At 70.1% G+C, this 23558-nt stretch carries 19 protein-coding genes and 1 tRNA gene; 8 read left to right on the forward strand and 12 right to left on the reverse strand.

Translation table 11 applies throughout. The features are described from left to right. Positions 1 to 34: 34 nt before the first annotated feature. Complete coding sequence (locus tag ACIQU4_RS24735; RefSeq protein ID WP_403734547.1) at positions 35 to 727, reverse strand: alpha/beta fold hydrolase; 693 nt, start codon at positions 725 to 727, stop codon at positions 35 to 37. A gap of 146 nt (positions 728 to 873) precedes the next feature. On the opposite strand from ACIQU4_RS24735, the gene ACIQU4_RS24740 reads away from it, so the two are divergent. The 4 genes from ACIQU4_RS24740 (at position 874) to pyk (ending at position 6542) form a co-directional block, all read left to right on the forward strand. Continuing rightward, positions 874 to 3750 carry an AAA family ATPase gene (locus tag ACIQU4_RS24740; protein ID WP_403734550.1) on the forward strand — a complete coding sequence of 959 codons (2877 nt, stop codon included), beginning with the start codon at positions 874 to 876 and terminating at the stop codon, positions 3748 to 3750. Then, entirely contained in the window at positions 3747 to 4451 is a 705-nt protein-coding gene (locus ACIQU4_RS24745) for an SIMPL domain-containing protein (RefSeq protein WP_403734553.1), read from the forward strand. Before ACIQU4_RS24740 ends, ACIQU4_RS24745 begins: the two co-directional genes overlap by 4 nt. After that, positions 4448 to 4963, forward strand: coding sequence for a GNAT family N-acetyltransferase (locus ACIQU4_RS24750; RefSeq protein WP_403734555.1), 516 nt, complete (start codon positions 4448 to 4450; stop codon positions 4961 to 4963). Before ACIQU4_RS24745 ends, ACIQU4_RS24750 begins: the two co-directional genes overlap by 4 nt. 151 nt (positions 4964 to 5114) lie before the next feature. After that, positions 5115 to 6542: a pyruvate kinase gene (gene pyk / locus ACIQU4_RS24755; RefSeq protein WP_403734558.1), complete on the forward strand. Its 1428-nt coding sequence runs from the start codon at positions 5115 to 5117 to the stop codon at positions 6540 to 6542. Positions 6543 to 6607: 65 nt separating this feature from the next. On the opposite strand, the gene ACIQU4_RS24760 is transcribed toward pyk, so the two are convergent. Next, entirely contained in the window at positions 6608 to 7357 is a 750-nt protein-coding gene (locus tag ACIQU4_RS24760; RefSeq protein ID WP_403734561.1) for a transcriptional regulator, read from the reverse strand. A 109-nt stretch (positions 7358 to 7466) separates the two neighbouring features. Then, positions 7467 to 7541 (reverse strand) — tRNA-Leu (locus ACIQU4_RS24765). A 98-nt stretch (positions 7542 to 7639) separates the two neighbouring features. Between ACIQU4_RS24765 and ACIQU4_RS24770 the strand changes: the two genes are divergently transcribed. Continuing rightward, entirely contained in the window at positions 7640 to 8290 is a 651-nt protein-coding gene (locus tag ACIQU4_RS24770) for an ANTAR domain-containing response regulator (protein WP_030155829.1), read from the forward strand. 65 nt (positions 8291 to 8355) lie between these two features. Here ACIQU4_RS24770 and ACIQU4_RS24775 read toward each other — a convergent pair whose 3' ends face one another. The 8 genes from ACIQU4_RS24775 to ACIQU4_RS24810 all read right to left on the reverse strand — a co-directional run bounded on the left by ACIQU4_RS24775 (position 8356) and on the right by ACIQU4_RS24810 (position 18047). After that, positions 8356 to 9072: an ABC transporter ATP-binding protein gene (locus ACIQU4_RS24775; RefSeq protein ID WP_403734564.1), complete on the reverse strand. Its 717-nt coding sequence runs from the start codon at positions 9070 to 9072 to the stop codon at positions 8356 to 8358. Continuing rightward, positions 9069 to 10073, reverse strand: coding sequence for an ABC transporter ATP-binding protein (locus ACIQU4_RS24780; RefSeq protein ID WP_403734568.1), 1005 nt, complete (start codon positions 10071 to 10073; stop codon positions 9069 to 9071). Before ACIQU4_RS24780 ends, ACIQU4_RS24775 begins: the two co-directional genes overlap by 4 nt. 5 nt (positions 10074 to 10078) lie before the next feature. Further along, positions 10079 to 11809, reverse strand: coding sequence for a branched-chain amino acid ABC transporter permease (locus ACIQU4_RS24785; protein WP_403734571.1), 1731 nt, complete (start codon positions 11807 to 11809; stop codon positions 10079 to 10081). A gap of 5 nt (positions 11810 to 11814) precedes the next feature. Next, positions 11815 to 12747 carry a branched-chain amino acid ABC transporter permease gene (locus tag ACIQU4_RS24790; protein ID WP_030155821.1) on the reverse strand — a complete coding sequence of 311 codons (933 nt, stop codon included), beginning with the start codon at positions 12745 to 12747 and terminating at the stop codon, positions 11815 to 11817. 110 nt (positions 12748 to 12857) lie between these two features. After that, complete coding sequence (locus tag ACIQU4_RS24795) at positions 12858 to 14096, reverse strand: branched-chain amino acid ABC transporter substrate-binding protein (RefSeq protein ID WP_403734575.1); 1239 nt, start codon at positions 14094 to 14096, stop codon at positions 12858 to 12860. 532 nt (positions 14097 to 14628) lie between these two features. Continuing rightward, entirely contained in the window at positions 14629 to 15039 is a 411-nt protein-coding gene (locus ACIQU4_RS24800) for a hypothetical protein (RefSeq protein ID WP_403734578.1), read from the reverse strand. Positions 15040 to 15247: 208 nt separating this feature from the next. Next, positions 15248 to 15718: a hotdog fold thioesterase gene (locus tag ACIQU4_RS24805; protein WP_403734582.1), complete on the reverse strand. Its 471-nt coding sequence runs from the start codon at positions 15716 to 15718 to the stop codon at positions 15248 to 15250. 58 nt (positions 15719 to 15776) lie between these two features. Further along, positions 15777 to 18047: an FdhF/YdeP family oxidoreductase gene (locus tag ACIQU4_RS24810; protein ID WP_403734584.1), complete on the reverse strand. Its 2271-nt coding sequence runs from the start codon at positions 18045 to 18047 to the stop codon at positions 15777 to 15779. A 133-nt stretch (positions 18048 to 18180) separates the two neighbouring features. On the opposite strand from ACIQU4_RS24810, the gene polA reads away from it, so the two are divergent. Further along, positions 18181 to 20901, forward strand: a complete 2721-nt coding sequence (gene polA / locus ACIQU4_RS24815) for a DNA polymerase I (RefSeq protein ID WP_403734587.1) — start codon at positions 18181 to 18183, stop codon at positions 20899 to 20901. 97 nt (positions 20902 to 20998) lie between these two features. Here polA and ACIQU4_RS24820 read toward each other — a convergent pair whose 3' ends face one another. Then, positions 20999 to 21859 (reverse strand): DUF4184 family protein, encoded by an 861-nt coding sequence (locus tag ACIQU4_RS24820; RefSeq protein WP_403734590.1) that lies wholly within the window; start codon positions 21857 to 21859, stop codon positions 20999 to 21001. 165 nt (positions 21860 to 22024) lie between these two features. Here ACIQU4_RS24820 and ACIQU4_RS24825 point away from each other — a divergent pair, with 165 nt between their 5' ends. Both ACIQU4_RS24825 and ACIQU4_RS24830 read left to right on the forward strand, forming a co-directional pair. Further along, positions 22025 to 23248: a lytic transglycosylase domain-containing protein gene (locus ACIQU4_RS24825; protein ID WP_403734593.1), complete on the forward strand. Its 1224-nt coding sequence runs from the start codon at positions 22025 to 22027 to the stop codon at positions 23246 to 23248. A gap of 161 nt (positions 23249 to 23409) precedes the next feature. Further along, on the forward strand, positions 23410 to 23550 hold the full coding sequence (locus ACIQU4_RS24830) for an SPW_0924 family protein (RefSeq protein ID WP_403734595.1): 141 nt from the start codon (positions 23410 to 23412) through the stop codon (positions 23548 to 23550). Positions 23551 to 23558 lie beyond the last annotated feature (8 nt).

The raw sequence follows: 23558 nt of genomic DNA on the forward strand, positions 1-23558 counted from the left end.
CCCACGCAGGTCGGCGTGGGCCCGGCGGCCGAGGCTACGCGCCGGCCGCCTGCCCGATCAGGCCGGCGACCGCATCAGGCCGGGACACGTACACGGAATGGCTCGCCGGAACCTCCACCACCGTCGCCCCGATCCGCTCGGCCATCGCCCGCTGCGCCGGCGGCGGGATCATCCGGTCCTCCGTGGACACCAGGTACCAGCTCGGCTTCGACCGCCACGCCGGCTCCGTGACCGCCCCCGTGAGCGCCTCCATACCCCACGGAAGCTGCGCATCGGCCATGAACCGGGCCTGCTCGGGCGGCAGATCACCCGCGAACGACTCCGCGAACCGCTCCCGGTCCAACAACAGGAAACCGTCCCGGGGAGGCAGGATCGGCGGCACCGGAGCACCCGGCGGCGGATCGGCGATCAGACTGTTCACCGACTCACCCTTGTCCGGAGCGAACGCGGCGACATAGACCAGGCGGGCGACCGCGTCGTGCCGGCCCGCCTCACTGATGATCACACCGCCGTAGGAGTGGCCGACGAGAACCACCGGACCGTCCTGCGCGTCGATGACCTGCCGGGTGGCCGCCACATCCCCCGCCAGCCCCAGCGTGGCGTGCTGAACCACGCTCACCCGGTAACCCTCGCCCACCAGACGGTCGTACACCCCCTGCCAGCCCGAACCGTCCACGAACCCGCCGTGGACGAGCACGACGTTTCGGATCGGCGCATCTGCGCTCATTTCCCTCACCTTCGCCTTTGCATGTCGTGGCCGTTGTCCCAAGCGGGTCGAGGCTAGGGGCGCCCGCATTCCAGCCGCTTCTGTCAAATGACGTAGAGGAACGCCGGAGCGACCTACAGTGACAGGGCCTTGGGGGAGGAGCACACATGCTCATCGGACGCGACGACGACCTCGAACTGATCCGCCGCTTCATCGACGATGCCAGAGCCTCCGGCGGCGCCCTCCTGCTGTCGGGAGAGGCCGGGGTCGGAAAGACCGAACTCCTCGACGCCGCCGCCGCGCACGCCCACGCCGCGGACACACGGCTCGTACGAGCGGCCGGCGTCGAGTTCGAAAGCACGGTCAGCTACGCCGGACTCCACCAGATCCTGCACCCGCTGCTCGGCACACTCGAAGAACTGAACACCCCCTACCGCAGCGCGCTCAGCGTGGCCCTCGGCCTCGAACACGGCGCGCCACCCCGGCAGCTGATCGTGTCGAACGCCGTATCGGCCCTGCTCGCCCACGCCGGGGCCACACGCCCGCTGCTCGTCATCGTCGACGACCTGCCCTGGCTGGACCGGGCCAGCGCCGTGGTGATGGGCCTCGTCGCCCGCCGCCTCGGCGCCGGCGCCGGCGCCAGCGGCGGCAGCAGCAGCAGCAGCAGCAGCGGCAGCAGCAGCAGCAGCAGCAGCGGCAGCAGCAGCAGCAGCGGCAGCGGCAGCAGCAGCGGCAGCCACGTCGGCTTCCTCGGCGCATACCGGTCCGACGACGGCAGCTTCTTCGACCGCGGAGGCGTCACCACCCACCACCTCAGCCCCCTCGCCCCCGCCGCGGCAGAAAAGCTCGTCAAAGACCGCTTCCCCGCCCTCACACCCCGCGTACGCACACGCCTCCTGTCAGAAGCCCAAGGCAACCCCCTCGCCCTGCTGGAACTGCCCATCGCCCTCGCCGGAACCCCACGCGCCAACGCCGCCATCCCCGACGTACTGCCCCTCGGCCGCCGCCTCCAGACACTCTTCGCAGCCCGCATCGAGGCACTCCCACCCACGACCCGGCTCCTGCTCCTGTGCGCCGTCCTCGACGGCACCGGCGACCTCCACACCCTCCAAGCCGCCACCGCAACCACCGACATCGACGACCTGGCCCCCGCCGAGCGCGCAGGACTCGTCCACGTCGACGACACCACCGGACGGCTCACCTTCCGCCACCCCCTCACCCGCTCCGCCGTCGTGGAACTCTCCACCAGCGACCAGCGCCGCCGCATCCACCGCGCCCTCGCCGAACACACCGCGGACCGGCCGGAACGCCGCGCCTGGCAACTCGCCCAAGCCACCGTCGACCCCGACGAACACGTCGCAGCCCTCCTCGAACAGACCGCACACGCCGTCCTGCGACGCGGCGACGCAAACGGCGCCATCGCCGCACTCCTGCGCGCCGCCGACCTGAGCCCCCACGGCCACGAACGCAGCCGCCGCACCGCCGAAGCCGCCTACCTCGGCGCCGACCTCACCGGCGACCTGCGCGACGTACCCAAACTCCTCGAAGACGCCCGCCGCGCCGACACCGGCCGCACCGGCCCCCTCGTCGCAGCCGTCGCCGCCGCACACCACCTCCTCCTCAGCGGCGAAGGCGACCTCGACACGGCCCACCGCCTCCTCACCGGCGCGATCGACATGCAACACCAGCCCTACGACGCCACCGACACCACCATGATCGACGCGCTCTACACCCTCGCCTGGGTCTGCCACGGCGCCGGGCGCCCCGAACTGTGGAAACCACTCCACCGGGCAGTCGCCCTCCTCACACCCCACGTCCCCGACCGGCTGGCCCTGACCCTCGCCACCATCGCCGACCCCGCCCGCACCGCACCCACCGCACTGCGCCTCCTGGACGACACCATCGCCACCCTCGACCAGGAAACCGACCCCGTCCGCATCATCCGGACCGCAATGGCCGCCGTATACGTCGACCGGCTCGCCGACTGCAGAACGGCACTACGGCGCATCCTGCGCGACGGCCGCGACACCAGCGCCGTCACCCTCGAACTCCAAGGCCTCGTCTTCCTGAGCCGCGACTGCTTCGCCGCCGGCGCATGGGACCAGCTCGACGAGCAGACCGAGCAAGGACGACGCCTCAGCGCCGCCCACAGCTACCAACTGCTCACCACCGACTACCTCTACCAGCGCGCACTCGTCGCCGCCGCACGCGGAGACACCGCCACCACCCAAACCCTCACCGACGAGATCACCCTCTGGGCCGCGCCCCGCCGCGTCGGCTCCGCCCTCTCCGGCGCCCACCACGCGCAAGCCCTCGCCGCACTCGGCCAAGGCCGCTACGAAGAGGCCTACCGCCACGCGACCGCGGTCAGCCCCGCCGGAGAACTGGCCTCCCACGTCCCCACGGCCCTCTTCCTCGTCATGGACCTCGTCGAAGCCGCCATCAGGACCGGCCGGCAGACCGAAGCCGCAGCCCACGTCGCCGCCGCACGGGAAGCAGGCATCGCCGCCGTCTCGGCCCGGCTCACGATGACCGTCGAAGCGTCGGCTGCACTCACCGCCCGCGCCCCCCAGGCAGGCGAACTGTTCCGCAGAGCGCTCTCCACCCCCGCCGCCGACCGCTGGCCCTTCGACCGCGCCCGCATCCAGCTCGCCTACGGAGAACACCTCCGACGGACACGAGCCACCACCGAAGCCCGCACCCACCTCGCCGACGCACACGACACCTTCCAACGCCTCGGCGCCCGCCCCTGGGCCGCCCGCGCCGCGGCCGAACTCCGGGCAACAGGACAGACCGCAGGCCACGCCGACACCACCGGCCCCGCCACACTCACCCCGCAACAACGCGAAATCGCCCACCTCGCCGCCGCCGGCCTCACCAACAAACAGATCGGCGAACGGCTCCACCTCTCCCCGCGCACCGTCTCCAGCCACCTCCACCAACTCTTCCCCAAACTCGGCATCACCTCCCGGGCCGCCCTCCGCGACGCGCTGGCAGAACCCACACGCCACACCCCCGACGACAATGCGACAGTGAAACCATGACCCAGGACTCCGCACCCCAGCCCTACGGAACCCCCGAAGTCCCCCGCGTCGCCGTCCGCGGCGAAGCCCGCCTCGAAGTCGACCCCGAAATCGCCCGCATCGGCATCACCGTCACCGCCCGCGGCACCGACCGACGCACCGCACTCGAAGACCTCACCCGCCGCAACAACACCGTCCTCGAACTCGTCAAGAGCTACGGCGACGCCGTCGAGAAGCTCGAAACCGGCGCCTTCTCCATCAACCCCGAACTCACCCGCCACGGCCGCGCCGAACGCATCCGCGCCTACCACGGCCGCGTCCACGTCACCGCCGAACTCAGCGACTTCACCGCCCTCGGCGAACTCACCACCCGCCTCGCCGACCTCGAACTCACCAGCGTCGACGGCCCCTGGTGGGCCCTGCGCCCCACCTCGCCCGCCCACGGCGAAGCCCGCCGCCAAGCCGTACTCGAAGCCGTCCAGCGCGCCCGCGAATACGCCGCCGCCCTCGGCGCCGACCTCGCCGCCCTCGTCGAACTCGCCGACCTCGGCGCCGAGAACGCCCTCCCGGCCTACCCGCCGACCGCCCCCGGCGGCGGCATGCGCACCATGGCCTTCAGCGCCTCCGAAGAAACCGCCCCGCCACTCGACCTCGAACCCCAGCGCCAAACCGTCCACGCCCAGGTGAACGCCCGCTTCACCATGACCCCGCCCCAGCTGTGAGCGTCCCCGCCCCGGCAGCCGCGTGGACCCTGGAGAGCCTGCGCGCCGACCACGCCCCCGCCATCCTCGACTTCGAACGGCAAAACCGGGCCTACTTCGCCCGCACCGTCCCCGACCGGGGCGACGCCTACTTCACCGGGTTCGCCGACCGCCACCGCGCCCTCCTCGCCGAGCAGGACACCGGGCTGTCCCGGTTCCACGTCCTCATCACCCGGCAGGGCGCCCTGGTCGGCCGCGTCAACCTCGTCGACATCGAGGACGGCAGCGCCGAACTCGGCTACCGCATCGGAGAACACGCCGCCGGCCGGGGCCTGGCCACCGCCGCCGTCGCGGAAATCTGCCGCATGGCGCAGGGCGCGTACGGGCTCTCCCGGCTCACCGCCGTCACCACCCTCGACAACCCGGGCTCCATGACCGTGCTCCGGCGCAACGGATTCACCCAGGTCGAGACCATGGCCGTCGACGGCCGACCGGGCGTCCGCTACGAGCGCCCGCCGGCCCCCGCCGACTGATCGAAGACGCGTACCCGCAGGCCCCCCGGGGGTGCTCATCAGAGCACCCCCATGCACATTCAACAATTGTCAACAACCTTTCGCCCAAAGGTTGTTGAGTGGACACCCGGAACCAATTTCCTACCGCCTGGTAGGGGCATACGCTCGCCCCATGCGCCGAGCAAAAATCGTATGTACCCTGGGCCCCGCCACCGACTCATACGACCAGATCAAAGCCCTGGTCGAAGCCGGAATGGACATCGCCCGCTTCAACCTCAGCCACGGCACCTACGCCGAACACGAGGAGCGTTACCAGCGCGTACGCAAAGCCTCCGACGAAACCGGCCGCAGCGTCGGCATCCTCGCAGACCTTCAAGGCCCGAAGATCCGCCTCGGCCGATTCGCCGAAGGCCCCGTACTCCTTGAACGCGGCGACGAATTCACCATCACCGTCGAAGACCTCGAAGGCGACCGCCACACCTGCGGCACCACCTACAAGGGACTCGCCACCGACGTCACCACCGGCGAACGCATCCTCGTCGACGACGGCCGCGTCACCCTCGAAGTCACCGGCATCGACGGCCCCCGCGTCCAGACCCTCGTCATCGAAGGCGGCATGGTCTCCGACCACAAGGGACTCAACCTCCCCGGCGTCGCCGTCTCCGTCCCCGCCCTCTCCGACAAGGACATCGACGACCTCCGCTGGGCCCTGCGCACCGGCGCCGACGTCATCGCCCTCTCCTTCGTCCGCAGCGGCCGCGACATCGAAGACGTCCACCGCGTCATGGACGAGGAAGGCCGCCGCCTCCCCGTCATCGCAAAGATCGAAAAGCCGCAGGCCGTCGAAAACATCGACGACATCGTCGCCGCCTTCGACGGCATCATGGTCGCCCGCGGCGACCTCGGTGTCGAAATGCCCCTCGAACAGGTCCCGATCGTCCAGAAGCGCGCCGTCAAACTCGCCAAGCGCAACGCCAAGCCCGTCATCGTCGCGACCCAGATGCTCGACTCGATGATCGACAACTCCCGCCCCACCCGCGCCGAAGCCTCCGACGTCGCCAACGCCATCATCGACGGCACCGACGCCGTCATGCTCAGCGGCGAAACCAGCGTCGGCAAGTACCCCGTCGAGACGGTCAAGACGATGTCCCGCATCGTCGAAGCCGCCGAAGAGGACATCCTCGCCAAGGGCCTGCCCCCGCTCACCGAACGCAGCAAGCCCCGCACCCAGGGCGGAGCCGTCGCCCGCGCAGCCGCCGAAATGGGCGACTTCCTCGGCGCCAAATTCCTCATCGCCTTCACCCAGAGCGGCGACACCGTCCGCCGCCTCTCCCGCTACCGCTCACCCATCCCCCTCCTCGCCTTCACCCCCGACCCCGCCACCCGCTCCCAGCTCAACCTCACCTGGGGCGTCGAAACCTTCCTCGGCCCCCACGTCGACTCCACCGACGCCATGGTCGCCCAGGTCGAAGAAGAACTCCTGCGCATCGGCCGCTGCGTACGCGGCGACGTCGTCGTCATCACCGCCGGCTCACCCCCCGGAGTCACCGGCTCCACCAACCTGGTCCGCGTCCACCACATCGGCGACCCCGTCCGCTGACGCCGCCAGGCAGCACCCCCGCGTCGGGCCCCGTCCCGCCCGACGCGGCCACGGCCGGCCGCCGGCTAGTACTTGGGCCCGATGTGCACGTCCATGAGCGCCACGGAGTCCTTCCGGGCGATGGAGACGTTGAAGGGATCGCTCCCACGGGCCAGGACCGTCCACTGGACCCCGACCTTGGTGAGCGTGTCCGTACACAGCTTCCGGATGTCGTCGGACTTGTTGGTGAAGAAGTACCGCGGATACTCGTACCGCTTGCCGTTCCGCACGGTCCAGTTGGTGATCCGGCACCCGTCGGAGTGGATCAGCCCCCGCACGAACTCCCACGGGTGAGCATCGACGATCTCCTGCTGCCACCCTTCGAGTACGATCCGCCGCTCATGCTTCTTGCCCGGCGCGTGCTGCGGGAACATGCACGTCCAGTGTCGTCCGTAGCTGGTGACGGCCACGCAGCCCTGCCTCTGCAGCAGGTAGACCTTGTCGTCAGGCCGGACGGCCTTGATCGCCGCGCGGCACAGTTCGATGAGCCCCGGCCATGCGTCGGCGCAGGCGATCCGGAGGTGGTGCCCTCCGCGAGGGTGCGGGCTGATGCAGCCGTCACCGAGATAGAGGCCCAGTAGGTACGCGTACGAGGCCTTGTCGGTAGGTGCTGCGCACGGGAGGGCGTGGGGGAGCAGGCGTGGAAGGGGTTCCAGGCGGGACTTCCACGCCCGGATCGCGGCCCGGGATATCCCGGTTTCCTTGCTGACGGAGTTCATGCTGCGCCCGTCGGTGAGCAAGTCCAGCGCGTGCCTGCGGGTGGCCATGTCATACATGTGGTCGACGCTGCCGTGCGACATTCGCTCACGTGGTGCATTTCGATGCGCTTCGCCGGAAAGAGTGATGGTCACGCGAAGATCGCGTGACCATGGAATCTAAGTAAAGTGCCCCAGGTGGGATTCGAACCCACACTGTCCGCTGTTTGAGAGCGGCCTCTCTGACCAGTTGGAGTACTGGGGCCTAAGAAACGAAGGCTCGGGGGAGCCCTACGCGAGACCACCTTACCGCAGCTAGGTAGGCTCAGGGGAGCTTGTTATGCCCCGCAAAGAGGAGCCATCGTGACCGCCGAGCACGAGTCGACGCCCACGCCCGACGCCGACCAGTCGCACGTTCCGCCGCTGACGACCCGCGTCGTCATCGCCGAGGACGAGGCGCTCATCCGTCTCGATCTGAAAGAGATGCTGGAGGAAGAGGGCTACTCCGTCGTCGGCGAGGCCGGGGACGGGCAGACGGCCGTCGAGCTGGCCCGCGAGCACCGGCCCGACCTGGTCATCCTCGATGTGAAGATGCCCGTCCTGGACGGGATCTCCGCGGCCGAGAAGATCGCGGAGGAGTCCATCGCCCCCGTACTGATGCTGACGGCGTTCTCGCAGCGCGACCTCGTCGAGCGGGCGCGGGACGCCGGGGCCATGGCGTACCTGGTGAAGCCGTTCAGCAAGAGCGACGTGGTGCCGGCCATCGAGATGGCGGTGTCGCGGTTCGCGGAGCTGAAGGCGCTGGAGAAGGAGGTCGCCGACCTCTCGCTCCGGCTGGAGACCCGCAAGCTCGTGGACCGTGCGAAGAGCATTCTGCAGACGCAGTACGGGCTGACCGAGCCGGCCGCGTTCCGGTGGATCCAGAAGACCTCCATGGACCGTCGTATGTCCATGCAGCAGGTTGCCGAGGCGGTCATCGAGGACGCCGAGGAGAAGAAGAACGCCGCGAAGTAGTACCGGGTATGCGTGAGGCCCGCCACCGGGGGAAGGTGGCGGGCCTCACGTGTGCAGCGAGGGGATCAGTCCTCGCCGAGGTAGGCCTTGCGGACGTCCTCGTTGTGCAGGAGCTCCTGGCCGGAGCCGCTGAGCACGATCTTGCCGATCTCCATCACGTGGGCCTGGTCGGCCAGCGAGAGGGCGGCCTGGGCGTTCTGCTCGACGAGCAGGATGGTGGTGCCGGTGGCCTTGAGTTCGGCGATGGTCGCCATGATCTTCTGCATCATCAGCGGGGAGAGGCCCATGGAGGGCTCGTCCAGCATGAGCAGCTTGGGTCGGGACATGAGGGCCCGGCCCATGGCGAGCATCTGCTGCTCACCGCCCGAGAGGGTGCCGGCGGCCTGCTTTCGGCGTTCGCCCAGGATGGGGAACATCTCGTAGGCGCGCTGGACGTCCTTCTCGATGCCCTCTTTGTCGGTGCGCAGGAAGGCGCCGAGCTGGAGGTTTTCGGCGATCGTCAGCCGGGGGAAGATGTGGCGTCCCTCGGGGGAGTGGGCGAGGCCCAGGGAGACGATCTTGTGGGCGGGGACCTGTGCGAGCGGCTTGCCGTCGAAGGTGACGGTGCCGCCGGCGGGTTTGAGCAGGCCGGAGAGGGTGCGCAGGGTGGTGGTCTTGCCGGCGCCGTTGGTGCCGACGAGGCAGACGATTTCGCCCTCGTTGACCTGGAAGGAGATGCCCTTGACGGCTTCGATCTTGCCGTAGGCGACCTTGAGGTCGTTGACCTCGAGCAGTGCGGTCACTTGGCTTCTCCGTCCGTGCTGGTGGTGCTGTCCGGGTCCGCGGCCGGCTCGGCGTCCGCGGTCGGCTCGGTGTCCGGCTCGGCGTCGGCTTCCGCCGGTGCCTCGGCTTCGGCTTCGGCGTCCGCTTCCGCCGGTGCCTCGGCTTCGGCCTCGGCCGCCGCGTGCTCCTCGGCGGCTTCGACCCCGGCGACCTCGGCCGCGCCCGGGTCGCCTTCGAAGGGCTCTCCGAGGTAGGCGGCGATGACGCGATCGTCGCCCTGGACTTCGGCCGCGGTGCCTTCGATGAGCTTTTCGCCCTGGACGAGGCAGGCGACGCGGTCGCAGAGGTTGAAGATGAAGCGCATGTCGTGCTCGATGACGAGTACGGCGATGCCCATGTCCCGGATGGCGAAGATGAGTTCTTCGGCCGCGCGGGTCTCCTGCGGGTTCATGCCGGCGGTCGGCTCGTCCAGGAGGATGAGGCCGGGGTCGCTGGCGAGGGCGCGGGCGATTTCGAGCTTGCGCTGCTCGCCGTAGGGGAGGTTCTTCGCGAGGTGCTGGGCCTTGTTCTGGAGGCCGATGAACTCCAGGAGCTCCATCGCCCGTGCCTCGCTGGCGGCTTCGGCCTTCTTGAAGCCGGGGCCGCGCAGGAGGGCGGACCAGAGGCCTTCCTTGGTGCGGGTGTGGCGTCCGACGAGGACGTTCTCCAGCACCGTCATGTTGTGGAAGAGCCGGATGTTCTGGAAGGTGCGGGCGATGCCGGCGCTGGTGACCAGGTGCGGCTTGGGCGGCAGGACCGTGCCCTTGTAGCTGACGGTTCCCTCGGTGGGGACGTACAGCCCGGTGAGGCAGTTGAAGAAGGTGGTCTTGCCGGCGCCGTTGGGGCCGATGAGGCCGACGATCTCGCCCGCGTTGACCTTGAGGTCCACGCCCTTGACGGCGGTGAGGCCGCCGAAGCGCATGGTGACGCCGCTGGCTTCGAGGACGGTGGTCGCCGTGGTGGTGGTGTCTGTGGTGGTCATGGTGTTCACGCACCCGCCTTGGCGGTGGCCAGGTCCGTGGGGGCCTGGTCAGCGGTGTCGTCGTGGTACTCGAGCTGCGCGCGCTTGTTGGCGATGAGGCCTTCGGGGCGGAAGCGCATGAGCAGGATGAGGGCGATGCCGAACGCGAGGAGCTGGTAGTCCTGGAGGAAGGCCAGCTTCGCCGGGATCAGGAAGAGCAGTGCGGCGCCGAGGATGGGGCCGCGGATGGTGCCCATGCCACCGAGGATGACGGCGGCGAGGAGGAACGCGGAGTTCGGCGGGACGGGCCCGGCGAAGACGTAGTTCTCGGGGACGACCGTGCTGTTGACGTGTGCCTGGACGGTGCCGGCGAGGCCGGCGAGGGTGGCGCCGAGGGCGAAGGCGATGAGCTTGACCTTGAAGCCGTTGATGCCCATGGCTTCGGCGGCGGTCTCGTCCTCGCGGATGGCGACCCAGGCGCGGCCGATGCGGCTGTTGCCGGCTCGGGCGAAGACCACGATGACCAGGGCCATCACGAGCAGCATCAGGAAGTAGTAGTTGGCGTAGGCGCCGAGGGTGATGCCGCCGACGTTGTGCGACTCCCCGAAGTTCCACCCGAAGAGTTCGAGGTGGGGGATGTTGGGGATGCCGTTGGGGCCGTTGGTGATGTCGGGGCCGGAGGTGCCGTCGAGGTTGCCCATGGCGATGCGGAAGATTTCTCCGAAGCCGAGGGTGACGATGGCGAGGTAGTCGCCGCGCAGGCGCAGGGTCGGGGCTCCGATGACCACGCCGAAGATCAGCGAGGCCAGGGCGCCGACGATGACCGCTGCCCAGAAGGGGAGCTGGAAGCCGAAGGCGGAGGCGGTGCTGCCGGAGACCAGGGCGGCGGCGTAGGCGCCGACGCCGAGGAAGGCGACGTAACCGAGGTCGAGCAGGCCCGCGAGGCCGACGACGACGTTGAGGCCGAGGGCGACGGTCGCGAAGATCAGGATGTTCACCGCGATGAGCGTGTACGTGTCGCCGCTCTGCTGGATGAACGGGAAGGCGATCGCGGCGGCCGCGGTGCCGATCAGGGTGACCTGGCGGTTCTTCGCGGTGATGGTGGTGAGCCGGTCGATGAGGCCGGACTTGAGCAGGGCCAGGGCTGCGGAGCCGACCGTGATCAGGTAGGCGACGAAGAGCTGGGGCTCCTTGTCGTCGGTGTCGATGCCGTAGGTGACGACGTAGAGGCCGATGGCGAAGACGCCGACGATGATGAGGATCTCGGCCCAGGAGGGCAGCTTCTTGGCGGGGGCCGCCTTGTGGCTGTCATCGGGGAGCTTGAGCGAGACGAGGGCCGGGATGAGGGAGCCGACGAAGGCGACGTAGGCGCCGGGTTCGAGGTGGACGACGCCGCCGAGGACGACGGTGATGGAGACGACCGTGAATCCGGTGGCCAGGAAGTTGCCGACGGCCAGGAACTGGATGGCCTTGCGGGAGCCGGTGGGGGCGAGCCAGCCGAGGCCCTTCACGCCGAGCGCGGAGAGCGCGTAGACGAGGGTGAGGACTGCTCCGGCGAGGGTGACGAACTGGATGGGGGCCGGGCTGCCGTAGTAGGTGAGGTCACCGGGGAACTCGGCGGTCCAGGTCCAGGCGAGGAAGGCGCTGACGATGGTCAGCAGGCTTCCGCCGATGACCGTGTAGAGCAGTGCGGTGCGGGAGACGTCACCGGTGCTCTCGGCTTCGGCTTCGAGCGGGAGGGTTGCTTCGTTGGTCATGGTTCTCACGCCCGATCCGCGACGCGCTCACCGAGCAGGCCTTGTGGCCGCACGAGGAGGACGACGATGAGGAGTACGAACGCCCAGACGTTGGACCAGGCTCCACCGCCGAGCTGCGACATGCCGGGGATGTCTTCGATGTAGGCGATCGACAGGGCTTCGGCGAGGCCGAGGACGACGCCGCCGACCATGGCTCCGTAGATGTTGCCGATGCCGCCGAGGACGGCTGCGGTGAAGGCCTTGAGGCCGAGGATGAAGCCCATCTCGAAGTTGATCTGGCCCTTGTCGAGGCCGTAGGCGACGGCTGCGACGGCGGCGAACGCGGCACCGATGGCGAAGGCCATGACGATGATGCGGTCGGTGTTGATGCCCATCAGCTTCGCGGTGTCGGGGTCCTGCGCGGTGGCCTGCATGGCGCGGCCGCTGCGGCTCTTCTGGACGAAGATGCCGAGGGCGAGCATGCAGAGCGGGGCGAGGATGAGGACGAAGAGGTCCGCGCGCTGGATGGCGAGGCTGTCGGTGATCTTGAAGGCTTCGCCCTTGAACTCGGGGAAGCTGACGGCCTTCTTGGCGTCCGGGTAGAACTGCCAGACGAGCTGCTGCAGCGCGATCGAGAGGCCGATTGCGGTGATGAGGGGGGCGAGCCGGGGAGCGCTGCGCAGGGGACGGTACGCGAAGCGTTCGGCTGCGGTGGCTACGGCGACGGAGGCGAGTGCGCCTCCGACGATCATGACGGGAATCGCGATCAGCAGGGAGGTGCCGGTCGGGAGGGCGGCGTAGGCGGTGAGCGCGCCGAAGCCGCCGATCATGAAGATCTCGCCGTGGGCGAAGTTGATGAGCTGGACGATGCCGTAGACCATGGTGTACCCGATGGCTATGAGGCCATAAAGGGCACCGAGGGCAAGGCCGTTGGCCAGCTGTTGCGGCAGTTCGTGCACCGCAGGGCCTCCGATGAGCGTGTCGGATAAGACTCCGCGCGAGGGCGCTGTTGCGCCCTCGCGCGGTGGGTGTGGTTCAGGTACGGCTGGTGGTGCGGGGTTTTACGGGATTACTGGTTGAACGTGTCGCTCTTGACGTCGATCCACTTGCCGCCCTCGACCTTGTAGACCGTGAGCTGCTTGTTGGTGGTGTCGCCGTACTCGTCGAAGGCGACCTTGCCGGTCACGCCTTCGAAGGACACCTTGCCGAGGGCCTCGACGACCTTGGCGCGGGCGTCGGTCGGCAGCTTGCCGCCGTTGCCGGCGACGACGTTCTTGACGGCCTGGACGACGGCCCAGCCGGCGTCGTAGGAGTAGCCGCCGTAGGCCGCGTAGGGGTCCTTGTAGCCGCCGGCCTGGTAGTCGGCGATGAAGGTCTTGGCGGTGGGCAGCTTCTCGACCGGGTAGCCGATCGAGGTGGAGAGGTCGCCCTCGTTGGCCTCGCCGGAGGCGGAGATGAAGGCGGGGTCCTGGATGCCGTCGCCGCCCATGAGCGGGATGTTGGCTCCGGCCTTCTTGATCTGGTCGGCGAGGAGGCCGCCCTCGGGGTACTGGCCGCCGAAGTAGACGGAGTCGGCGCCGGAGGTCTTGACCTTGTCGGCGGTGGAGGAGAAGTCGGTCTCCTTCACGGTGACGTGGTCGGTGCCGACGACCTCGCCGCCGAGCTTCTTGAACTCGTCGGAGAAGATCGAGGCGAGGCCGGCGCCGTAGGTCTGCTTGTCGTCGACGACGAAGACCTTCTTCTTGCCGGCGTCCTTGAAGAGGTACTGGGCGGCGAACTTGCCCTGGACCACGTCGGTGGCGGCGGTGCGGAAGTAGGTCTTGAAGGGGCGCTTGAACTCGCCCTTGCCCCAGTTGTCGCCCTGGCTGAGCGCGGGGTTGGTGTTGGCGGGGGAGACCTGCGCCAGGTTGGCGGAGGCGAAGACGCCCTGCATCTGCTGCGCGACGCCGGAGTTCAGCGGGCCGACGACGCCGACGACGTCCTTGTTGCCGACGAGCTTGGTGGCGTTGGCCTGGCCGGAGGCGGGGACCGCCTGGTCGTCGAGGGCTTCGACCTTGAACTCGATGCCGGGGACCTCGTTGTTCTTGTTGGCCGTCTTGGCCGCGAGGTCTACCGAGTTCTTGATGCCCTGGCCGAGCGCGGAGAGCGAGCCGGTGAGGGGGGCGTCCACGCCGATGACGACGACGGTCTTGCCGCCGTCGGACTTGTCCCCGCCGGTCTTGGCCTCATCGCGCGATCCGCAGGCGGTGAGGGTCAGTGCTCCCGTGGTGATCACGGTGGTGAGGACGAGCAAAGAACGGTGTCGCACGATTCTTCCTTTCCCTGGCGCGGCCCCCTCATATGAGGTGCCGTTGGGTCGCCGGGCCGCACTGGGATGTCCACGGCCGTGCTGGGTTGCGCCCTGCAGCGCGGTGACTGGCCGTGACTCTAGGCCGAGGTGGCGAGTGCGGGGAGCAGGGAAAGGATGATGTGACTGTCTTGTTATGCCGAGGCCAAGAATGTGTGGCGGGAGTGTGGACAATTCGGGCGTTTGGCCACTTCGGGGAATGTCCGCATGGTGAGAATTCCCCGTTCCCCTAAGGGGCTTGAGGGGTTCATGCTCCTGTCATTGATCAAAAGGCCCCGATTGTCGCTGACTGTGCCCGGAAGAATCCGGGGGGTGGCATTCCGCAGGGGAATAACGGGATTCTGTGGGGCGTCGGCATTACTGAGGGTAATTTTTGCTCTTGATCCACTTCGGGTGGATCGATCTTGATCCGGGGCTCGGAGGGCTTCCGACCTGCGGATCGGGTCCGCGCCCCCGTGCGCCCGGAAGTCGGACAGCGCGCACGGGATTCCGGTCACCCGGGCGGACTGGGGGGTCGCCAGTTCTCGGAGCTCCAGGTTGCCCCGTTCTGTTCGGCGCAGCGCTGCGCCGTGAACCGGTCGACGAGCTCAAGTGCCTTGTCCAGACCGGCAGTTCGCTCCTCGGCACGGCCTGCGGCGACGGCTTCCTCGTGGATCGTGTACTGGTCGTTCGACAGGCCCTTCTGCTCCCAGTCGAGCCCGGCCCATTTGCTGCCCTTGAGGGTCTCCTTCGCCCAGTAGGACACCAGACTTGTGCAGATCTGGGCGGGCGAGGAGGGGCTGGAAACGGGCGTTGGCTTGGGTCCTGGGGCGGGTGGGGCGGATGTGGAGCATCCGGACAGGGCGAGTGCCGCCAGGAGTGCGGCGGCACCGCAGCGGGCCGCGGTGCGTGGCTTGGTCCCCATGAAGGGAAGGTAGGCCGTCACCTTCGGTGACACAACAGTCGTCGCGGGGCCGGGCGCGGACTGGCGGATTCCGGGCGGTTGCCGGGTCCGTAGGGGCCGGGGCCCGGCTCGTGAGCGCCCTCGGGCCGGGTCCGTACGCGCCGCAGGCCCGGGTCCGGCCCCTCGGCGGGGCGGGATCCGGGCCTGCGGGGGGCTCGTCGCGGGCGGGTCAGGCCCCGGCGGCGGGGTCCGCGTCGCGCAGCAGGCAGGTCAGGCGGGCGGTGCACACCCGACGGTCCTGCTCGTCGCTGATGACGATCTCGTACGTGGCGGTGGAGCGGCCGCGGTGCACGGGGCTGGCGACGCCGGTGACCAGGCCGGAGCGCGCGCCGCGGTGGTGGGTGCAGTTCAGGTCCACACCGACGGCGATCTTGGTGATGCCGCCGTGCATCATGGCGCCGACCGAGCCGAGGGTCTCGGCGAGTACGGCCGAGGCGCCGCCGTGCAGCAGCCCGTACGGCTGGGTGTTGCCCTTGACCGGCATGGTGCCGACGACCCGCTCCGCCGAGGCTTCGAGGATGCGGATGTCCATCCGCTCGCCGAGGTCGCCCGCCGAGAACAGTGCGGGCAGGTCGATGCCCAGCGCCGTGTACTCGTCGAGTACCTCCTGCGGGAACTTCACAGCGTGCTGCTCGCCCATGGTCAGGCTCCGTTCGTGTGTCAACGCTCGTTAACCGTCTTGTCCTGAGGTCGTTCTATCAGGCCGGTTCGAAGCGCACGACGACGGACTTGCTCGCGGGGGTGTTGCTGGTGTCCGCGGTGGAGTCGAGCGGGACCAGCACGTTGGTCTCGGGGTAGTACGCGGCCGCGCAGCCGCGGGCGGTCGGGTAGTGCACGACGCGGAAGCCGGGCGCGCGCCGCTCGACGCCGTCCTTCCACTCGCTGACCAGGTCCGTGTACGAGCCGTCCGCGAGCCCCAGCTCCGCCGCGTCCTCGGGGTTGACCATGACGACGCGGCGGCCGCCGGTGATCCCGCGGTAGCGGTCGTCGAGGCCGTAGATGGTGGTGTTGTACTGGTCGTGGCTGCGCAGGGTCTGCAGGAGGAGCCGGCCCTCGGGGATCTTCGGGTACTCGACGGGTGCGGCGGTGAAGTTCGCCTTGCCGGTCTTGGTGGGGAAGCGGCGCTCGTCGCGCGGGGCGTGCGGGAGGCGGAAGCCCTCGGGGCGGGCCGCGCGGGCGTTGAAGTCCTCGAAGCCGGGGATCACCCGGGAGATCCGGTCGCGGATGGCCGCGTAGTCGCGCTCGAACTCCTCCCACGGGGTGGCGGAGGCGGCGCCGAGGACGGCGCGGGCCATGCGGGCCACGATGGCCGGTTCGGAGAGCAGGTGCGGGGAGGCCGGGGGGAGGTTGCCGCGGGAGGCGTGGACCATGCCCATGGAGTCCTCGACGGTGACGAATTGTTTGCCGCTCGCCTGGACGTCCTTGTCGGTACGGCCGAGGGTGGGCAGGATCAGGGCGCGCCGGCCGGTGACCGCGTGGGAGCGGTTGAGCTTGGTGGAGACGTGGACGGTCAGACGGGCGCGGCGGATCGCGGCCTCGGTGACGTCGGTGTCGGGGGTGGCGCCGACGAAGTTGCCGCCCATGGCGAAGAGGACCTTGGCCTTGCCGTCGCGCAGGGCCTGGATGGAGCGGACGACGTCGTAGCCGTGGCCGCGCGGCGAGGTGATGCCGAATTCCTTGTCGAGGGCGTCGAGGAAGGCGGGCGCGGGGCGTTCGAAGATCCCCATGGTGCGGTCGCCCTGGACGTTGGAGTGGCCGCGGACGGGGCAGACGCCGGCGCCCGGGCGGCCGATGTTGCCGCGCAGCAGGAGCAGGTTGACGACCTCGCGGATGGTGGCGACGGAGTGCTTGTGCTGGGTGAGGCCCATGGCCCAGCAGATGATGGTGCGCTTCGAGGCCAGGACCATGGCCAGCGCCCGCTCGATCTCGGGGCGGGTGAGGCCGGTGGCGGTGAGGGTCTCGGCCCAGTCGGCTTCCCCGGCGGCGGCCGCGAGCTCCTCGTAGCCGTGGGTGTGCTCGCGGATGAAGGCCTCGTCGGTGGCGCCCCCGGTCTCGATGACGAGCTTGTTGAGGAGTCGGAAGAGGGCCTGGTCGCCGCCGATGCGGATCTGGAGGAAGAGGTCGTTGAGTGCGGTGCCCTTGAGCATGCCGATCGGGGTCTGGGGGTTCTTGAACCGCTCCATGCCGGCCTCGGGCAGCGGGTTCACCGAGATGATCCTCGCGCCGGCGGACTTGGCCTTCTCCAGGGCGGAGAGCATGCGCGGGTGGTTGGTGCCCGGGTTCTGTCCGGCGACGATGATCAGGTCGGCCTGGTGGAGGTCTTCGAGGTTGACGCTGCCCTTGCCGATGCCGATGGTCTCGTTCAGCGCGGAGCCCGAGGACTCGTGGCACATGTTGGAGCAGTCGGGCAGGTTGTTGGTGCCGAACTCGCGGGCGAAGAGCTGGAAGAGGAACGCGGCCTCGTTGCTGGTGCGGCCCGAGGTGTAGAAGAGGGCCTCGTCGGGGGAGTCGAGGGCGGTCAGCTCCTCGGCGATGATCTCGAAGGCCCGCTCCCAGGGGACGGCCTGGTACCGGTCGGCGCCTTCGGGCAGGTACATCGGCTCGGTGATGCGGCCCTGCTGGCCCAGCCAGTACCCGGAGCGGCCGGCGAGGTCGGCCAGGGGGTGCTCGGCGAAGAAGTCCGGGGTGACCCGGCGCAGCGTGGCCTCCTCGGCGACGGCCTTGGCGCCGTTCTCGCAGAACTCGGCGGTGTGCCGCTTGTCTCCCTCGGGCCAGGCGCAGCCCGGGCAGTCGAAGCCGTCTTTCTGGTTGACCTTGAGCAGGGTGCGCGCGGTACGGGCGACGCCCATCTGCTGCTGCGCGATCCGCAGGGTGTGCCCGATCGCGGGCAGGCCGGCGGCGGCACGCTTGGGGGGCGCCACCTGCGGCGCGTGCTGTACGGGATCACCTGCGGGCGGCTTGGTGGCCATGTCGCTCCCCTTTGAGCAGTCGAGCATCGCAGCGTCGGCCGCTGCGGGTATTCGCGTAGACGTCCGATCCTGTCACGCCCGGCTGACATCGCCGACGCCGGAATTGTCAGCGGGGCCGCCTAGGATCGGGGGCGTGGCAGAGAACGCATCGAAGAAGACCGACCAGCCGACCGCAGCGGACCGCCCCCGCCTGATGCTCATGGACGGGCACTCCCTGGCGTACCGGGCGTTCTTCGCGCTGCCCGCGGAGAATTTCACGACGGCGACCGGGCAGCCGACGAACGCCATCTACGGCTTCGCGTCGATGCTGGCGAACACGCTGCGCGACGAGGCGCCCACGCACTTCGCGGTGGCGTTCGACGTCTCGCGCAAGACGTGGCGCTCGACGGAGTTCCCCGAGTACAAGGCGAACCGCTCCAAGACCCCTGATGAGTTCAAGGGGCAGGTCGAGCTGATCGGCGAGCTCCTGGACGCGATGAAGGTGCCGCGGTTCGCGGTCGACGGCTTCGAGGCCGACGACGTGATCGCCACGCTGGCGACGCAGGCGGAGGCCCTCGGCTTCGAGGTCCTGATCGTCACGGGCGACCGGGACTCCTTCCAGCTCGTCTCCGAGCACACCACCGTGCTGTACCCGACCAAGGGCGTCTCCGAGCTGACCCGGTTCACCCCGGAGAAGGTCGAGGAGAAGTACGGTCTCACCCCGCAGCAGTACCCGGACTTCGCGGCGCTGCGCGGCGATCCGTCGGACAACCTGCCCGGCATCCCGGGCGTGGGTGAGAAGACCGCCGCGAAGTGGATCACCCAGTTCGGGTCGTTCGCGGAGCTGGTCGAGCGCGCCGAGGAGGTCAAGGGCAAGGCCGGGCAGAACTTCCGGGACCACCTGGAGGCCGTGAAGCTCAACCGGGTCCTGACCGAGATGGTCAAGGACGTGGAGCTGCCCAAGGCCGCGGGCGACCTGGCCCGCCTGCCGTACGACCGCTCCGCCGTCACGGGCGTGCTGGACGTGCTGGAGATCCGCAACGCCTCGCTGCGCGAGCGGCTGCTGGCGGTGGACCCGGGCGCCGCCGAGGAGCCGGCCCCGGCTCCGGCCGCCGGTGTGGAGCTGGACGCGAGCGTGCTGGGCGCGGGCGAGCTGGCGCCGTGGCTGGCGGCCCGCGGGGGCGAACCGCTCGGCATCTCCACCGTGGACAGCTGGGCGCTGGGCCAGGGCAATGTCAGCGAGATCGCGATGGCCGCGGCCGGCGGGGCCGCCGCCTGGTTCGAGCCGTCCGCGCTGGACGAGGCCGACGAGCGGGCCTTCGCGGCCTGGGCCGCCGACCCGGCGCGCCCCAAGGTGGTGCACAACGCCAAGGGCCTGATGCGGGTCTTCCCCGAGCACGGCTGGAGCCTGGCCGGCGTCACCATGGACACCGCGCTCGCCGCGTACCTGGTCAAGCCGGGCCGCCGCTCCTTCGCGCTGGACGTGCTGTCCAACGAATACCTGCACCGCGAGCTCCAGCCCGCCGCGGCCGACGGCCAGCTCGCCTTCGGCGCCGACGAGACCGCCGAGGCGGAGGCGCTGATGGCGCAGGCCCGCGCCGTCCTCGACCTCGGCGAGGCCTTCACCGGCAAGCTCGCCGAGGTCGGCGCCGCCGAGCTGCTCCACGACATGGAGCTGCCCACCTCGGAGCTGCTGGCCCGGATGGAGCGGGCGGGCATCGCCGCCGACCGCGACCACCTGGAGGCCATGGAGCAGCAGTTCGCCGGAGCCGTGCAGCAGGCGGTGAAGGAGGCGCACGCGGCGGTCGGGCACGAGTTCAACCTCGGCTCGCCCAAGCAGCTCCAGGAGGTGTTCTTCGGCGAGCTGGACCTGCCGAAGACGAAGAAGACCAAGACCGGCTACACCACGGACGCGGACGCGCTGGCCTGGCTGGCCACGCAGACCGACCACGAACTGCCGGTGATCATGCTGCGCCACCGGGAGCAGGCCAAGCTGCGCGTCACCGTCGAGGGCCTCGTCAAGACGATCGCCGCCGACGGCCGGGTGCACACCAGCTTCAGCCAGACCGTCGCCGCGACCGGACGCCTGTCCTCCACCGACCCCAACCTGCAGAACGTGCCGGTGCGTACCGACGAGGGCCGGGCCATCCGCCGCGGCTTCGTCGTCGGCGAGGGCTTCGAATCCCTCATGACCGCCGACTACAGCCAGATCGAGCTGCGCGTCATGGCGCACCTCTCCGAGGACGAGGGCCTGATCGAGGCGTTCCTGTCCGGCGAGGACCTGCACACCACCGTCGCCTCCCAGGTGTTCGGAGTGGAGCGCTCCGGGGTCGACGCCGAGATGCGGCGCAAGATCAAGGCGATGTCGTACGGGCTCGCGTACGGGCTCTCCGCCTTCGGTCTGGCCCAGCAGCTGAACATCGAGCCCGCCGAGGCGCGCGGCCTGATGGAGACCTTCTTCGAGCGGTTCGGCGGCGTCCGGGACTACCTGGGCCGCGTGGTCGAGGAGGCCCGGGCCACCGGGTACACGGCGACGGTCTTCGGCCGCCGCCGCTACCTGCCCGACCTCAACAGCGACAACCGCCAGCGCCGCGAGGCCGCCGAGCGGATGGCGCTGAACGCCCCGATCCAGGGCACCGCGGCCGACATCGTCAAGGTCGCGATGCTGCGCGTGGACAAGGCGATCACCGAGGCCGGCCTGAAGTCGCGGATGCTGCTCCAGGTCCACGACGAAATCGTGCTGGAGATCGCCCCGGGCGAGCGGAAGAAGGTCGAGGAGCTGGTGCGCCGCGAAATGGGCGCCGCCGTGGAGCTCCGCGCCCCGCTGGACGTGTCGGTGGGCGTCGGCGCCGACTGGGAGTCGGCGGCACACTGAGGCACTTGGGCACTTGGGCACTTGGGCTCTGAGGCTCTGAGGGTCTGAGTGAGGTACTGAGAGAACGTTCGCCGGACGCCCGTCCCCGCAAAAGCCGCTACGCGGTGGGGACGGGCGTCCGCGCGTCCTCCTCCGTACGGGACGGCTCGCGCCGATGGGGGAGGAGTCGTACGAGGACCCCGTACAGCAGCAGGCCCACGGCGAGCCCGCCGCCCGCGCCGAAGCAGACGGTCGGGATGATGTCGAGCGGGGTGCGGATCCGGTCGAAGAACGTGAAGAAGCGCAGCACGCGCATCGTCACCCCGACGGCCACGCACACCGTGACCAGCGCGACCGCGCCCAGCAGCTCCGCCCGGCCGAGCACCGCCACGGCCGCGGGGGCGGCGCGGTCGGGCAGGCGGCGCACGGCGGTCACCGTGAACCAGAACAGGGCGCAGGCGGCGACCGCCGAAGTCCCGTACTGCACGTATGTATAGAGGGGGAGCCCGTTCGCGAACGGCTCGCCGAGCACGGGCAGCGCGTCCGTCCCCCACCGGTGCGGGTGCGTGAAGCTGTCCCAGACCACGTGCGTGAGCGAGCCGGCGACCGCCGAGAGGTAGAACCAGAGCGCGAGCGCGGGCAGTCCGCGGCCGCCGCCCCGCCAGTCCTCGCCGCGTACGAAGGCGTGTATCCGGCCCTGGCGGCGGCGTGGCAGGAGCGCGATCAGCGGTTCGCGCAGCAGAAGCCAGCAGGCCGCGAGCGCGGCGGTCAGCACGGCGTCCGCGGTGAACACCCCGGGCAGCGAGTGCGCGAACGCGCCGTACGGCCAGACGCCCGGGACGACGGCGTCCGCGAAGTAGAACGTGTCCGGCGCGAACGACCCGAGGACGAGCGCCGACGCGACCAGCGGTCCGCGGGCGCGGCCCGTCCGTCGGACGGCCGGCAGGACGGCGGCGGCGTGGCTGAGGGTGAACGGCATGGAGTCTCTTCCTTACTTCGGGTCAATGCGCCCCGAACGGTCCGGGTCAGTATGCGCGAGCTGCCCGGCAGGTGGGGAAGTGGTGAATTCCGGGCGCCGATCGGTGCAGGATGAAGGGAGTTGACGTAAGGTCACGCCGACGTCGAGGGGGAGGGGACCCGGCTCATGTCGGCTCGGATCGGAAGCAGGCTGCGCAGGGGAGGGGCCGCGGTCGTGGTCTGCGCACTCGTCGCAGCGGCGCTCACGGCATCCCAAGGCCCCGCGGAGGAGCGAATATCCGCGGCGGACACCGGGAACGCCCCGCCCGTGCAGCCGTCTCGGCCCTCCGATTCCGGCGGGGACTCCGACTACCTGACCGAACTCCCGCCCCTGGCGGCCGAGCCGTCGCAGCAGGCCCCGGTCGCGCAGCCGTCCCAGCCGGTCACCGAGGCGGTGGCGCCGCACAACGAACCCGTGGCCATGGGCGGCGGGGAGGGCGCACAGGGAATCCCGGCGACGGTCCTGGCGGCGTACCGGCTGGCCGAGCAGAAGGTGGGGCAGACCGACCCCGGCTGCGGACTGCGCTGGCAACTCCTCGCGGCGATCGGCAAGGTCGAGTCCGGGCAGGCCCGCGGCGGCCGCGTGGACACCGCCGGCACCACGCTGCGGCCGATCCTGGGCCCCGTACTCGACGGCAACGGCTTCGCGAACATCCGGGACACGGACGGCGGGGAGTACGACGGGGACGCCGCCTACGACCGGGCGGTCGGCCCGATGCAGTTCATCCCGTCCACCTGGGCGGCCTGGGGCCAGGACGCGGACGGCGACGGCCGCCGCAACCCGAACAACGTGTACGACGCCGCCCTGGCGGCCGGCCGCTACCTCTGCGCGGGCACCCGCGACCTGCGCGTACCCGCCGATCTGGACCGCGCGGTGCTCTCGTACAACCAGTCCGCGGAGTACCTGCGCACGGTGAAGTCCTGGTTCACGTACTACCTCCAGGGCACGCACGAGGTCCCGAACGCGGGTGCGGACCAGCCCCCGGCGCCGCCCAAGCCGAAGCCCAAGCCGACGCCGACGCCGTCCCCGAGCCCGACGCCGACCCCGGTGCCCACGCCGACCCCGAAGCCCACCCCGAAGCCCACCCCGACGCCGACCCCGACGCCGGACCCGAAGCCCACCCCGACGCCGACCCCGACGCCGGACCCGAAGCCCACCCCGACTCCGACTCCGAAGCCCACACCCACGCCGAGCCCGACGCCGACGCCGACGCCGACGCCGACTCCCACGCCGACGGCGAGCGCGCGGCCGACCCCGACGCCCACCCCGAGCCCCTCGGCCACGCGCAAGGAGTCCCCGTCCGCTTCCCCGTCCGCGTCCCCCTCCCCCACCGGGACCAAGGCCCCGTAGCGGGGGAGCCCATCGAGCAGCCCGACGGCCCGCCGGAGAACCGGCGGGCCGTCGTGGTCCCGCAGGCCGGTGGCACCGGCCCAGACGGTTCTCATCTGCGCCGCGCGTTGCTACGGTGCGGGCTCCGCCCTGACGTTCCATCAGATTTCGGAGGCCCCGGCATGCGCGCATTCGTCGCCGCCGCCATCGGGCTTGCCGCCGCGCTGGCCCTCGTGTTCGCCGTCACGGCGTTCGGGGCGCCCGAAGGCAAGACCTCGCCCAAGCCCCTGCTCACCACCGCGCCCAGCGCGCCCGGACAGTAGAGGAGGCC

The organism is Streptomyces sp. NPDC090741, assembly GCF_044769045.1.
In the GTDB taxonomy this organism is placed as follows: domain Bacteria; phylum Actinomycetota; class Actinomycetes; order Streptomycetales; family Streptomycetaceae; genus Streptomyces.

Bases quoted from the DNA above. Each gene is read 5' to 3' on its own strand.
- ACIQU4_RS24735 (WP_403734547.1), bottom strand. From the start codon at position 727: ATGAGCGCAGATGCGCCGATCCGAAACGTCGTGCTCGTCCACGGCGGG.
- ACIQU4_RS24740 (WP_403734550.1), top strand. From the start codon at position 874: ATGCTCATCGGACGCGACGACGACCTCGAACTGATCCGCCGCTTCATC.
- ACIQU4_RS24745 (WP_403734553.1), top strand. From the start codon at position 3,747: ATGACCCAGGACTCCGCACCCCAGCCCTACGGAACCCCCGAAGTCCCC.
- pyk (WP_403734558.1), top strand. From the start codon at position 5,115: ATGCGCCGAGCAAAAATCGTATGTACCCTGGGCCCCGCCACCGACTCA.
- ACIQU4_RS24760 (WP_403734561.1), bottom strand. From the start codon at position 7,357: ATGTATGACATGGCCACCCGCAGGCACGCGCTGGACTTGCTCACCGAC.
- ACIQU4_RS24780 (WP_403734568.1), bottom strand. From the start codon at position 10,073: ATGACCACCACAGACACCACCACCACGGCGACCACCGTCCTCGAAGCC.
- ACIQU4_RS24785 (WP_403734571.1), bottom strand. From the start codon at position 11,809: ATGACCAACGAAGCAACCCTCCCGCTCGAAGCCGAAGCCGAGAGCACC.
- ACIQU4_RS24800 (WP_403734578.1), bottom strand. From the start codon at position 15,039: ATGGGGACCAAGCCACGCACCGCGGCCCGCTGCGGTGCCGCCGCACTC.
- ACIQU4_RS24805 (WP_403734582.1), bottom strand. From the start codon at position 15,718: ATGGGCGAGCAGCACGCTGTGAAGTTCCCGCAGGAGGTACTCGACGAG.
- ACIQU4_RS24810 (WP_403734584.1), bottom strand. From the start codon at position 18,047: ATGGCCACCAAGCCGCCCGCAGGTGATCCCGTACAGCACGCGCCGCAG.
- ACIQU4_RS24820 (WP_403734590.1), bottom strand. From the start codon at position 21,859: ATGCCGTTCACCCTCAGCCACGCCGCCGCCGTCCTGCCGGCCGTCCGA.
- ACIQU4_RS24825 (WP_403734593.1), top strand. From the start codon at position 22,025: ATGTCGGCTCGGATCGGAAGCAGGCTGCGCAGGGGAGGGGCCGCGGTC.
- ACIQU4_RS24830 (WP_403734595.1), top strand. From the start codon at position 23,410: ATGCGCGCATTCGTCGCCGCCGCCATCGGGCTTGCCGCCGCGCTGGCC.